The organism is Streptococcus cuniculi, assembly GCF_004570575.1.
Classification (GTDB): domain Bacteria; phylum Bacillota; class Bacilli; order Lactobacillales; family Streptococcaceae; genus Streptococcus; species Streptococcus cuniculi_A.
Window position 1 is genome coordinate 120,187 of the sequence record NZ_SPPD01000002.1, and the last position, 12,655, is coordinate 132,841.

General features: G+C 42.8%; 10 protein-coding genes and 1 pseudogene. 6 read left to right on the forward strand and 5 right to left on the reverse strand.

Annotated features, from left to right (window positions below; all coding sequences use genetic code 11):
* The first annotated feature begins 115 nt into the window (after positions 1 to 115).
* The 6 genes and pseudogenes from E4T82_RS02245 to xerS all read left to right on the forward strand — a co-directional run bounded on the left by E4T82_RS02245 (position 116) and on the right by xerS (position 5,895).
* Positions 116 to 823 carry a GntR family transcriptional regulator gene (locus E4T82_RS02245; protein ID WP_135181274.1) on the forward strand — a complete coding sequence of 236 codons (708 nt, stop codon included), beginning with the start codon at positions 116 to 118 and terminating at the stop codon, positions 821 to 823.
* Between the two features lie 81 nt (positions 824 to 904).
* Complete coding sequence (locus E4T82_RS02250; protein WP_135181275.1) at positions 905 to 1,237, forward strand: putative DNA-binding protein; 333 nt, start codon at positions 905 to 907, stop codon at positions 1,235 to 1,237.
* 11 nt (positions 1,238 to 1,248) lie between these two features.
* Positions 1,249 to 2,814, forward strand: a complete 1,566-nt coding sequence (ffh, locus tag E4T82_RS02255) for a signal recognition particle protein (RefSeq protein WP_135181276.1) — start codon at positions 1,249 to 1,251, stop codon at positions 2,812 to 2,814.
* Between the two features lie 156 nt (positions 2,815 to 2,970).
* A complete protein-coding gene (locus E4T82_RS12425) occupies positions 2,971 to 3,141 on the forward strand; it encodes a hypothetical protein (protein WP_167753542.1) in 171 nt (56 codons plus the stop codon).
* Positions 3,142 to 3,169: 28 nt separating this feature from the next.
* Positions 3,170 to 4,396 (forward strand): annotated as a pseudogene (locus E4T82_RS13140) (flotillin family protein).
* A 428-nt stretch (positions 4,397 to 4,824) separates the two neighbouring features.
* Positions 4,825 to 5,895, forward strand: a complete 1,071-nt coding sequence (gene xerS / locus E4T82_RS02265; RefSeq protein ID WP_135181277.1) for a tyrosine recombinase XerS — start codon at positions 4,825 to 4,827, stop codon at positions 5,893 to 5,895.
* Between the two features lie 54 nt (positions 5,896 to 5,949).
* On the opposite strand, the gene E4T82_RS02270 is transcribed toward xerS, so the two are convergent.
* From E4T82_RS02270 to E4T82_RS02290, 5 genes are all read right to left on the reverse strand, one after another.
* A complete protein-coding gene (locus E4T82_RS02270; RefSeq protein ID WP_135181278.1) occupies positions 5,950 to 7,461 on the reverse strand; it encodes a phosphomannomutase/phosphoglucomutase in 1,512 nt (503 codons plus the stop codon).
* Between the two features lie 315 nt (positions 7,462 to 7,776).
* On the reverse strand, positions 7,777 to 8,718 hold the full coding sequence (locus tag E4T82_RS02275) for a sensor histidine kinase (RefSeq protein WP_135181279.1): 942 nt from the start codon (positions 8,716 to 8,718) through the stop codon (positions 7,777 to 7,779).
* On the reverse strand, positions 8,715 to 9,380 hold the full coding sequence (locus E4T82_RS02280) for a response regulator transcription factor (RefSeq protein ID WP_135181280.1): 666 nt from the start codon (positions 9,378 to 9,380) through the stop codon (positions 8,715 to 8,717). The genes E4T82_RS02275 and E4T82_RS02280 overlap by 4 nt, the downstream gene beginning before the upstream one ends.
* A gap of 531 nt (positions 9,381 to 9,911) precedes the next feature.
* Entirely contained in the window at positions 9,912 to 11,882 is a 1,971-nt protein-coding gene (locus E4T82_RS02285) for an ABC transporter permease (RefSeq protein ID WP_135181281.1), read from the reverse strand.
* A 3-nt stretch (positions 11,883 to 11,885) separates the two neighbouring features.
* The gene (locus E4T82_RS02290; RefSeq protein ID WP_135181282.1) at positions 11,886 to 12,638 is read right to left on the reverse strand and encodes an ABC transporter ATP-binding protein; all 753 of its coding nucleotides are present in this window, start codon (positions 12,636 to 12,638) and stop codon (positions 11,886 to 11,888) included.
* Between the last annotated feature and the right edge of the window lie 17 nt (positions 12,639 to 12,655).

Consider the following 12,655-nt stretch of genomic DNA (forward strand, 5'->3'; position numbering starts at 1 on the left):
ATAAAAATATCAAATGATGTTTCTTATTCTATCATAAAAACGAACAATTTGCAGTAAGAATGGTTAAAAAGATAGAAATTTGGTACAATAGAAAGAGAAACGAAGAGGAGTGAGTATGAAAGCTGCTTATATTGCCATCCACGATAAATTAAAAGAAGAAATTGACCGTGGAGTCTGGAAAATCGGCGAGCGTTTACCGAGCGAGCGGGACTTAGCTGATGAGTTTGGTGTGTCGCGAATGACCTTGCGCCAAGGGATTACGCTCTTGGTGGAAGAAGGGATTTTACAACGCAAAGTCGGATCGGGTACCTATGTGGCAAGCACTCGTGTGCAAGAAAAAATGCGTGGAACCATGTCTTTTACAGATATTATCCAGCTTCAGGGCAAAACTCCGTCCAGTCAGTTATTGTCCTATATCCGAACAAAGCCCACTGATAAAGAAGCTAGTCAGTTGAATTTACAGGCAGGAGATTCTATCGTGCGCATGGAACGTGTACGTTTTGCCGATAATATTCCGGTTGTCTATGAGGTGGCCAGTATCCCTGAGCGCTTGATTCATAATATCAAAAAGAGCGATGTGACCAACCATTTCTTCAAAACCTTGACAGAAAATGGCTATCGTATTGGCAAAAGTCACCAGACCATTTACGCTCGTTTGGCTAACGAACAAGTAGCCAAACACCTACAAATCACAAAAAATCAAGCCATTTTGGCGCTGCGCCAAGTTTCTTATTTAGAAGACGGTCAACCGTTTGAGTATGTCAATAGTCAGTATGTCGGCGAGCGTTTTGAATTTTATTTAGAAAACAAAAAGTTTACATAACATTTATTATGTAAACTTTTTGTGATTAAAAATAGATAAGCAGGCTTTATCCCATTGGAAAAATTTGGTATAATAGAGGGTATGGAAATTGAAAAAACAAATCGGATGAATGCCTTGTTTGAATTTTACGCGGCACTCTTGACCGATAAACAGATGAATTATATTGAGCTGTATTATGCAGATGATTATAGTCTAGCGGAGATTGCTGAGGAATTTCAGGTTAGCCGTCAGGCAGTGTATGACAATATCAAGCGGACGGAGAAGATTTTAGAAGATTACGAGAAGAAATTGCACATGTATTCCGATTACATTGTCCGTAGTCAGATTTTTGATCAAATCCTTGAACGCTATCCCACAGATGACTTCCTGCAGGAGCAAATCACCATTTTAAGCAGCATTGACAATAGAGAATAAAGGAGAGCACTATGGCTTTTGAAAGTTTAACCGAACGTTTACAAAATGTCTTTAAAAACCTACGCCGTAAGGGGAAAATTAGTGAGAGCGATGTCCAAGAAGCGACCAAAGAGATTCGTCTAGCTCTTCTTGAGGCGGACGTTGCCCTACCAGTCGTGAAAGACTTTATCAAGAAGGTCCGTGAGCGTGCTGTTGGTCACGAGGTCATTGAAACGCTGAATCCTGCTCAACAAATCATCAAGATTGTTGATGAAGAATTGACAGCGATTTTAGGGGCTGATACAGCTGAGATCAATAAATCACCCAAAATCCCAACCATTGTCATGATGGTCGGTCTGCAAGGGGCTGGTAAAACAACTTTTGCAGGAAAACTAGCCAATAAACTAAAAAAAGAAGAAAATGCTCGTCCTTTGCTGATTGCGGCGGACATCTATCGTCCAGCGGCCATTGACCAGTTGAAAACCTTGGGTCAACAAATAGAAGTGCCTGTATTTGAGTTGGGGACGGGTGTTCCAGCGGTTGATATTGTCAAGCAAGGTCTTGAAATTGCTAAACAAAATAACAATGACTATGTGTTGATTGATACGGCAGGTCGCCTGCAAATCGATGAAGTTCTCATGAACGAATTGCGGGATGTGAAGGCACTTGCTCAGCCACATGAAATTCTCCTCGTGGTTGATGCCATGATTGGTCAGGAAGCTGCCAATGTCGCTCATGAATTTAATAACCAGCTAGAAGTGACTGGGATAATTTTGACCAAGATTGACGGGGATACCCGTGGCGGTGCGGCGCTCTCTGTTCGCCATATCACAGGAAAACCAATCAAATTCACTGGTACAGGTGAGAAGATTACTGATATCGAAACTTTCCACCCAGACCGCATGTCGAGTCGTATCCTCGGCATGGGAGATATGCTGACCTTGATTGAGAAGGCTTCTCAAGAATATGACGAGAAGAGATCGCTTGAACTTGCTGAAAAAATGCGGGAAAACACCTTTGATTTCAACGATTTCATCGATCAGCTCGACCAAGTTCAAAATATGGGACCAATGGAAGATTTGCTCAAGATGATTCCAGGAATGGCAGGCAATCCAGCCCTTGCTAATCTCAAGGTTGATGAGCGCGAAATCGCAAGAAAACGCGCTATCGTCTCATCCATGACCCCAGCTGAGCGTGAAAATCCTGACTTGCTAAGCCCGAGCCGTCGCAGACGGATTGCCAATGGTTCCGGAAATACCTTTATCGAAGTCAACAAATTCATCAAGGACTTTAACCAAGCCAAGGCTATGATGCAGGGCGTCATGTCAGGCGATATGAACAAGATGATGAAGCAGATGGGAATTAACCCCAATAATCTTCCGAAAAATCTGCCCAACAATATGGACATGTCTGCCCTTGAGGGCATGATGGGGCAAGGGGGCATGCCTGATTTATCCGCCTTGAGTGGTGCTGGTCTGCCAGATATGGGACAGATGTTTGGCGGTGGATTGAAAGGTAAAATCGGAGAATTTGCGATGAAACAATCCATGAAACGCATGGCAAATAAAATGAAGAAAGCAAAAAAGAAGAGAAAATAATTCTCTTCTTTTTATATAAATAGGAAAAAATCAAGAAAAATTGATCAAGCCGATCGTCTATAGCGTTCTCATTCTTGTTACAATAATTAATAAACATTCGCTTTTGACTTTTTCCATATCATCCGTATTCCCTCGCTCGCCTCAGCAAACGATGATATGAGCCGAAATGATGTCTTATCACCCAAAAACGCTGACTTGGTGAATAAGGTGATTGACCGTGAGCAACTCGATAAGGACTTTTTTCGGCCGACCCGGTTAAGTCAGATATTTGATAAAGACGAGGCCACCAGTATAAGACCATATCGAAGTCTGGTATCAATCCGATAAAATCATCGATTAAGATTAGAGGTGAAAAATGGACCTATTCTATTTAATTGTTGTACTCATTGTAGTCCTCGCAATTCTAGGGATTTTCTTTGCGGGATTCGTATCCGCAAGTCCCGGAGAGATTAAGGTCATCTCAGGCCCAAGAGGGCAACGTGTTCTCCATGGTAAGACGGGTTGGAAAATTCCAATTTTAGAACGTGTTGACACTATGGCAGCCGGAATGATCTCCGTTGATGCTCGTACGTCAGATTATGTCCCAACTAACGACTACATCAATGTCAAAGTAGACGCCGCGGTAAAAGTCAAGATTGGCACAGAGCACCCTTAGCTATTTCAAGCGGCTACTCGCAACTTCTTGTACAAAACCTCTGATGAAATTGCCGATGAAGTGCGTGATACCTTAGAGGGGCATTTGCGGGCCATCATTGGACAAATGAAATTGTCGCAAATTGTAACTGACCGTGTATCATTTCTCATAAAAGGTGCAAGAAAACGCGACTAAAGACCTAGAAGAGGTGGGACTTGAAATCGTCGCATTTAATATTCAAGGGTTGATTGATGACAAAGGTGTCATTGAAAATCTTGGTATTGACAATACCGAGCAAATTCGTAAAGAAGCTGCAAAAGCAAAGGCAAAAGCGCAACAAGAAATCGCTCAACAGCAAGCCGAAGGCTGATACGGAGCGTGCGAAGGCTGATGCGGCCTATACGATTCAACAAGAAATCCAGCGTAAAGAAATTGAACGTGAAACTGCTGAGGCAAACATTGTGAAGCAAGAAAAAGAGGCTGAGGTTAAAACACGTGAGGTTGAAGTGCGTAAGCAACAGCTCGCTGCTGACATTAAAGCACAAGCCGAGGCCGACCGTTTAGAGCGTCAAGCTAAAATTGTACGAAACTCAAAAAGAGGCTGACGCCCGCAAAGCTCAGGTAGAGGCGGAAAAATTTGCACAACTCCAAGAAGCTGAGGCTAAAGGGCTACTCCAAAAAGCTGAAGCCATGAAACAAATGCAAGATGCGGCCATTACAGAAATGGTTGTTAATGTCTTACCAGAAATTGCGAAGAATGTAGCTGCTCCGCTTACAAATGTTGATTCCATTACCATGTACAGTGAGGGAAATTCGGCCAAAATGGTAGGTGATGTCATGAACACCATGAGTCAAGTGACTGAAGGAATGGGAATCGACATAAAAGAGTTGATTACAGCAACTTTAACTGGACGTGCAATCGCTGAAAACACAGAGGAACAGGCATAATAGTTCAACAGTCTCAAACAACAATATTTATAGCAATTTTATTTCACGCATTGCAGTATTTAGTTCCTAAATACTAGGATAAGGAAAATCTGTAGAAGAACACTTCAAAACAACAAAGATAGATTTTTTCTAGAGACATCCAAAATTCAATACATTTTTAAATCATGGATGAATGCACTATCACTATAAAAGACGATTTTCATTTTTGAAAGTCGTCTTTTATTATATATTGGTTGTAAATTGGTAGATAGTTCCTCAAAACTCACAGACCAGTTCTATATTTTATGTCTGCTCTAGATAGCATTTAGGGACGTGAATGCTATCTAGAATTATATTACACCTAACATCTTTCCGAAAAACTATAATTTTCTTGAAATATATCTATCCTTGTGCTATAATGATAGATAAGAAAAGATTTGGAGAAAGTCATGCGACGTGAATTATTATTAGAAAAAATTGAGCAACTAAAGGCGGTCATGCCCTGGTATGTGCTCGACTACTACCAGTCAAAGCTCGCTGTACCGTACAGTTTTACTACCCTATACGAATATTTGAAAGAATATCGGCGATTTTTTGAATGGCTAATCGATGCTGATTTGGTGTCTGTATCCCACATTTCGGAGATTTCCTTGGATACTCTGGAGCATTTGACCAAGAAAGACATGGAGTCGTTTATCTTGTATCTGCGCGAAAGACCCTTACTGAATGCCAATACCACTCAAAACGGGGTTTCGCAGACAACCATCAATCGGACCTTGTCCGCCCTATCAAGTCTGTACAAATATTTGACCGAGGAGGTCGAAAATGAGCAAGGCGAGCCTTATTTTTACCGCAATGTCATGAAAAAGGTATCGACCAAGAAGAAAAAGGAAACTCTTGCTGCGCGGGCTGAAAACATCAAGCAAAAGCTCTTTTTGGGTGATGAAACCATGGAGTTTTTGGACTATGTGGACAGTCAGTATCAGGTCAAGTTATCTAAACGTGCCCTCTCCTCTTTCCAGAAAAATAAGGAACGGGATTTGGCGATTTTGGCACTTCTGCTGGCTTCGGGTGTGCGGCTTTCAGAGGCAGTTAATCTCAATCTAGCTGATGTCAATTTAAAAATGATGGTCATCGAAGTGACACGAAAAGGGGGCAAACGAGATTCTGTCAATGTGGCGGGCTTTGCCAAGCCCTATTTGGAGAACTACCTTGCCATTCGTCAGCAACGCTATAAGGCTGAAAAGTCCGACATCGCTTTCTTCTTATCAGAATACCGTGGTCTGCCCAATCGCATGGATGCATCTAGCATCGAAAAAATGGTCGCTAAATATTCGGCAGACTTCAAGATTCGTGTGACACCGCATAAACTGCGCCATACGCTCGCAACGCGTCTCTATGATGCGACCAAGTCTCAAGTCTTGGTGAGCCATCAGCTAGGCCATGCCAATACTCAAGTAACAGACCTCTATACCCATATCGTCAATGATGAGCAGAAAAACGCCTTGGATAAGCTCTAGAAATCATCATATGGGAAAAAGTTTACATAATCTATTTTATGTAAACTTTTATCTCTATTCTCCAATAATTTCTTTCATTTTAGCTTGATTGACCTGAGGATAGGCAGCACAAAAAGCAGACAAGCGTTTGAGGATTGGAAGAATGTAGCCCGGCTGATCATTTTCCACTTGGAGGACCAAAAGTGGCTCATGCAGGCTCATTCGCAATAAGAACCAGCCGTCTCCATACGGATCCGTTACATCAAAGCGCACTCCTTCTTCGTTTTCAGGATTAAACTGGAAGCCCTCAATCGACTGCGCTTGTAAATCGGCAATCACCTGTTCGCCCAGAGCTCGGTAGTCTTCTGCTTCTAGCTTGAAGCGGACTTCTTGTGTCTCTACAGGTTGTTTCAACTGCGCAATCAAATCATCCAGACTAGTGCCCTCTGCTTGCAAGCGTGGCAATAACATCAGAATTTTTGCTGCTGCATAGGTTCCGTCATCCAGGAAGTAATTTTCCTTGAAAGCAGCATGTCCAGAAGTTTCAATCGCCAACTGGCAATCAACGCCTGCTGCATTGGTCTCAATCGCCTTATTAATCACATTGCGATAGCCTGAAATATAGCGAATTTGCTTGCCACCCAACTCTTCAATAAAGCGTTTTAAATGCTCGGAAGTGGGTGAATTGGTCACAATGCTCGTTCCAGGGTGTTCTTGCAGAATGATTTGACTTAGAACAGCAATCAGATTGTTCCGGTTTAATATTTCACCAGACTTAGTCACCAAGGCAGCGCGGTCGACATCGGTGTCAAAGATAATCCCTAAATCTGCCGCATTTTCTAGGACTGCCTTCTGAATGCTGGCCATAGCTTCTTTATTATCTGGATTTGGAATATGATTTGGGAATGTGCCATCTGGATCTAGGAATTGTGAGCCCGTTGTATCAGCACCCAAAACCTGTAACACCTTGTCCGCAAAGAAGCCACCTGCTCCATTTCCCGCATCTACAATGATGTGGAGACCCTGTAATGGCGCTTCTGATCCTTGGTTGGCCTGACGAATTTTCCCGACCAAATCTGCCGCATAAGGGGTCAGTAGGTCCGCTGTTCTAACATTTCCGCCCGACTGTGTAGCCATTTCTTGGTCATGCTCAAGGATGAAGGCGATATCTTCATGCTCTGCACCGCCTTTTTGGCTAAAAATTTTAATTCCATTGAAATAATAAGGCAAGTGGCTCGCAGTCACCATGACACCCGCATGACAGGCAAATTCCGCATATTGGGTACTCATAAAAAGTGCTGGAGTGGTGGCCAGACCAAAGTCGATTACCTGTACGCCTAAGCGGACAGCTTCTTCTGTAAAAGCAGCTACCAGACTAGGACCACTCAAACGGCTATCGCGCCCGATACCGATGGTCAACTTGCCTGACTGATGGAGCTGAACCAATGCTTCGTCTTGACAAAGCCAATGAACCAATCCGCGGACAATTTTTGTGACAGCTTCCGGTGTGAGATTCACCGCCAGCTCGTCTGTTGCAATCGCAATCCCACGAATATCTGAACCATTTTGCAAAACATGATGTGCCATAACTTCCTCCTTTATCTATTTCCTAGTATATCATCTTTTAAAACGTTTTCAAGTATTATCTAAAAATCGCTGTAAAAAATAAAGTTTACATAATTTGTTATGTAAACCTGTATTAGAAAAAAGTATCTGATGAGGCTCGCTCTGCTCGCAAAAATCGAAAAAATAAAATGTTACGCTAGCAGAGCTTTTGAACCTGTTTAAATAAATCTTAGGTTGGGCTATGTTTTTAATTTACATAATATATATTATGTAAATTTTGATAATCTATTCTCATCGTCGTGCTTGGAGGAGCTGGTGCCAACTGGCATTTTTTCTCTACTTCTCTTGCCAAATTCGAACCTGCGTTCCTTGGTCAATTTGGCTTGTAATCTGAATCATCAGTCCTAATTGTGTCAGGACACGCTTAGTTAGGTAGAGGCCAAAGCCGCTAGCTTTCTGGTGTTCACGACCGTTGTAACCCGTAAAACCTTCTTCAAACAAGCGTGGAATATCCTCTGGCAAAATCCCAATTCCCTGATCGGAAATCGTGCCCCCATTGTCCAGATGAATGGTTACGGTACCGCCATTAGGACTATATTTAATCGCATTGTCGATGACTTGTGAAAGAGCAAAGGACAGCCATTTGCGGTCGCTTTTTATCTGCCAAGTTCCCACCACTTCAACCGTCATTTCCTTTTGGAGGAATTGACGGCGGTATTTTTTGACCAATGCGATGATGACGTCCTTGACATCTACTTTTTCAAAGCGGAAATCGCTGGCTTGATTGGACAACTTCATATAATTTAAGAGATTGGCCATATAGTTGTCCAGACGGAGTAACTGATGATTGACATCGGTCTGATTAAGCTGATTGGTCTGGCTCATGAGAGAGAGAGCCGCCAAGGGAACCTTCATTTGGTGGGACCACATTTTGACGAGTGCCTGCCACTCATTTTCCCGCGACTTGTAGGCAAGAATCTCTTGCTTGGCCACTGCTTTTTCTTGCGCTAATAATTGGAGATAGGCAAGGTCAGACGGGAGGTGGAATGCATCCAAGATTTCTTCATACAGGGCTTCTTCCAGCATGACTTGCTTGCGCTGAAATCTAAAAAAGAGCCAAACCGTCCAAATGGCAAGGAGACTGCCGGTAAAAAAGAGGCTTTGGAGGATAAAATCAAAAGGCAGGTGATAGAGGGCAAACATGCCTAAAAAGCCAATCCCCATAAGGAGATAGAGCAGGTACCAGCCTGCGTATTCTTTCATAAATTTTGCAATCATTGGACGACATACCCCACTCCACGAATGGTATGAATGCGGTCAAATCCTAGCTCACTGACTTTTTTTCGCAGACGAGTCATGTTGACATTCAAGGTGTTTTGGTCAATAAATTCCTCATTTTCCCATAGCTGTTCTAGGAGCTTTTCCTTAGTCACGACTTGGCCTTGGCTCTGCATGAGGGTGGTCAAAATCTTGGTTTCCGTAGGTGATAGCTGAATCTGATTATCTCCATGGCTCAACCGCCCATCGACACTTAATTGATAGTCATCAAGGACGAGCTGGGTTGTCAGGGTGAATTGCTGGATACGGCGTAAAAAGGCCGCGATTTTGGCATCTAAGAGGGCTAGCGAAAACGGTTTTGAAATGAAATCATCTCCGCCCATATTCATCGCCATAACGGCGTTCATCTCATCATCGCTACTGGAGATAAAGAGAATCGGCATGGTCATGGTCTTGCGAATCTCTGTCGTCCAGTAAAAGCCATTAAAATAGGGCAGGCTAATATCCATGAGCACAACATCGGGTTGCCATTCTGCTACTTCCTGACTGACGGCGCGAAAATTGCGCACGCTTTTCACTTGGTATTGCTGACTGAGATGCGTTGTCAATAATTGCACAATCGTCTCATCATCTTCTACGATGTAAATTTTTTCTTTTTTCATATCCTTATTGTATCAAAAAAGTGGCTCTATAAACCACTTTTAGAATGTGTAGTTAGTAGTAATTCAATAGTACAAGCATACTGCAACTAGACTTTATGACGAATTTAGAAGAAAGCCCAGCATTTTTGCTAGGCTTGTAGTTTCTTAACTGCGATTACTTCGTTGAGTGACTGGGAGAAGAGCGGAAAGCATGTTAGTTATAGCGGAGACTTCCTTAGGGATTAGGCTGAAAACCTCCACTGGAGCTTTTCACTCGTCGTATTTCCTATTTTTGCCGCAGCCGTTGCGAACTTTGTTCGCTTTACGGATACGGATACTCTTGAGTGCGCTTTAAGTTTTTAACGCACCAAAGATACACTGTATCTTTGGTGTATAGACAATGGAAACTTGTGTAGCAAGTTAATTATCGTGTATCTTATAATTGAACTCGAGCTAAAAGCTCGGAAAAAAGATAAATCCTCCTAGAAGCCTATGCTTCTTCGTCGTATTTCCTATTTTTCTATCGCTTTTTACACGCTCTCGTATCTTGGATTACCGTTCTATAATGCGGTAGTAGGTTCTGCTGGTCCATTTGTAAATGATGAAATAGATGAGGCAGACACTTGCAATGGTAATCCCACTCACGGTGTAAATCATGGCATGTGAAGTCACTCCAAACATGAGTAGCATTTGCTTGAGCATGATAAGAGACACGATAAAGTGGAGAATGGCCATGGCAAGCGGCATAAAGAAGACGAGTAAGATTTGAGAATTGATGGTCTTTTTGACGGCCGTCTGGCTCATGCCCACCTCTTGGAGAATCTTATAGGATTTCTTGTCTTCATGCCCTTCGGAATACTGCTTGTAGTAAATAATCAAGGCAGCACCGAGCAAGAAACTGATCCCGAGTAAGAAGCCTGTAAAAAGGAAGCCACCAACGAAGCCTAATATCGCATTTTTGAAATCGTCTTTTTGGACGACAAGCCCCAGACTTCTACTTCCATCTTCTGTCATGAAATTTCCATCATTTGCACCGACTAGTGCTTGGTATTCGTCCTTGCTAAGATTGGTTTGAACTTGATAGTTCATGAACCGGTCAGGATTGTCAGGTTGACTTTCTTTGAACAGTTGTAGAACCTCTTCTAGCACTTGATCGTTGCTGACGATGAGAAGGAAGGGGTTATAGGTATTTAACCTATCAGGGACTCGAATCTTCTGTTTCACCTCTACTGCTTCAAATGTCTGATCAGTTAGGTAAATAGTTTCGACCTTGTTTTTTTGTTCTGGCTGGTAAAATATCATTTGCTGCTCTGTCAATTCCGGGATATCATTGCCCAATTTCTTAACATCTTCCTGGGTCATGACAACGAGACCTGCAAAAGCATTGACAGAAGGGGTGTTGAGTCTTTCCTTGGTCAACTCAAGCGTTTTCCCTCCGTCATAATAAATCACATCTGATAAAGCTAGGTAAGACCTGCTATCGTTCGCCTTTTCAGGATAGGTATCAAGTACCGTTTTTTGAAAAGCCGCTGCTCCTTCTTGACGATTCTTCACATAGTAGGTAATGGTCGTTTCTTTTGGAAAAAGAGTATCGAGGGTACTCGTCATATTGGTGTAAAGCGATGTCGTAGTCGCAATGGTGACAAAGGCCATAACGGCAAGGAGGGTGATATTGGCAAGACCTGTCGCGTGTTGCTTCATGCGAAAAATCATCTGCGAGGTTGAGATAAAATGTTCAGGTGTGTAGAAATACTTCTTCTGCTTGCGCTTGGTTTTTAAATACCAGGTCATAAAGCTGATGTAAAAGAGATAGGTTCCCACGATGACAAACAGCACCGCAATAAAGAAGCGATAGAGAACCACGATTGCGCTAATTTTACTGGATGAAAGGGAAAGATAATAACCGATTCCAAGGCAAAGCACACCCAAGATGGCTAGGAGCATGTTGCCTTTCGGTTCTTTTTCTCCCTCTTCCTTACTTCTAAACAAGATGAGTGGAGAAGAAAATCCAACCTTGCGAATGGCTAGTAATTCCAAGAGGAAAAAGATGCCTGCAAAAATCAAGGTATTGAAGAAAAAGGCGACAAATGAGATTTCAAAGTGCAGATTGGTTCCTTGAACTAGATTGACAAATATCAAGTACATCAGGTTGGAAAATGCTGCACTCAAGATGCTTCCGAGAATGACAACTAGGCCAAACACCATCATCAATTCCAGCGTTGCAATGAGGGCTAATTTCTTTTTGTTCATGCCTAGCATATTGTAGAGTCCGAATTCTCTTCCACGTTGCGTCATCAAGAAATTAAAACTGTAGATTTCTATGATGACAGAAAAAATCGTTAAGACCACACTACCCAAGCCGAGCGCCAAAGTCCCTGTTCCCATGGTTTTGGCCACCGGACTGAGAATAAGGAGCAAGGTCGAGCAGTTGAGGACAAAGAGAACCAAGCTCGCTAGGATAAAAGGCGCAAAGGTTGGGAGGGATTTTCGGATATTGCCATAGGCTAATTTGAGATAGAACATGGACTATTCACCTCCTAGTAGCGCAGACATGCTGAGTGAGATTTCCTTGGCAAAGTCACTGCTGGATTTATTGGCCTTATACAGTTGGTGGAAGATACGTCCGTCCTTGATAAAGAGGACACGCCCTGCATGGCTGGCAGCATTGGCAGAGTGAGTCACCATCAGAATTGTTTGACCGTCTGCATTGATGTCTTCAAAGAGATGGAGTAAATCTTCGGAATTACGGTAATCCAGCGCTGCTGTCGGCTCATCTGCTAGAATCAATTGCGGCTGGGTAATCAAGCTACGGGCAATGGCAACCCGCTGTTTTTGCCCGCCAGACAGTTCAAAGGGACGCTTGTTGAGCAAGTCGGCAATCCGCAACTTGGGCGCGATTTGCGCTAAACGCTCTTCCATCTCCTTGTGAGGTCGGCGTGCCAATACCAAAGGAAGAAAGATGTTATCACGGATGGACAGGCTATCGAGCAGGTTAAAATCTTGAAAGACAAAACCTAGGTTGCGCAAACGGAAATCGGCTAGCTGACTTTCTTTGATATTAGTAATATCATAGTTGTTGAGGATGACACTACCGTTACTTGGCTTATCAAGGGTGGCGAGAATGTTCAACAGAGTCGTCTTCCCAGATCCACTTTCTCCCATAATAGCGATAAATTCTCCCTTTTCAACTTTGAAGTCCACATCTTGAAGAGCGCGGGTTTCTTCTTTTGAAAAACGGGTACGGTATACTTTTTCTAAATGATTGATTTCTAAAAACATAAATACTCCTTTGATTG

What these genes read in the sequence shown, in the direction of transcription:
- E4T82_RS02245 (WP_135181274.1), top strand. Translation starts at nt 116, where the DNA reads ATGAAAGCTGCTTATATTGCCATCCACGATAAATTAAAAGAAGAAATT.
- E4T82_RS02250 (WP_135181275.1), top strand. Translation starts at nt 905, where the DNA reads ATGGAAATTGAAAAAACAAATCGGATGAATGCCTTGTTTGAATTTTAC.
- ffh (WP_135181276.1), top strand. Translation starts at nt 1,249, where the DNA reads ATGGCTTTTGAAAGTTTAACCGAACGTTTACAAAATGTCTTTAAAAAC.
- E4T82_RS12425 (WP_167753542.1), top strand. Translation starts at nt 2,971, where the DNA reads ATGAGCCGAAATGATGTCTTATCACCCAAAAACGCTGACTTGGTGAAT.
- xerS (WP_135181277.1), top strand. Translation starts at nt 4,825, where the DNA reads ATGCGACGTGAATTATTATTAGAAAAAATTGAGCAACTAAAGGCGGTC.
- E4T82_RS02270 (WP_135181278.1), bottom strand. Translation starts at nt 7,461, where the DNA reads ATGGCACATCATGTTTTGCAAAATGGTTCAGATATTCGTGGGATTGCG.
- E4T82_RS02275 (WP_135181279.1), bottom strand. Translation starts at nt 8,718, where the DNA reads ATGATTGCAAAATTTATGAAAGAATACGCAGGCTGGTACCTGCTCTAT.
- E4T82_RS02280 (WP_135181280.1), bottom strand. Translation starts at nt 9,380, where the DNA reads ATGAAAAAAGAAAAAATTTACATCGTAGAAGATGATGAGACGATTGTG.
- E4T82_RS02285 (WP_135181281.1), bottom strand. Translation starts at nt 11,882, where the DNA reads ATGTTCTATCTCAAATTAGCCTATGGCAATATCCGAAAATCCCTCCCA.
- E4T82_RS02290 (WP_135181282.1), bottom strand. Translation starts at nt 12,638, where the DNA reads ATGTTTTTAGAAATCAATCATTTAGAAAAAGTATACCGTACCCGTTTT.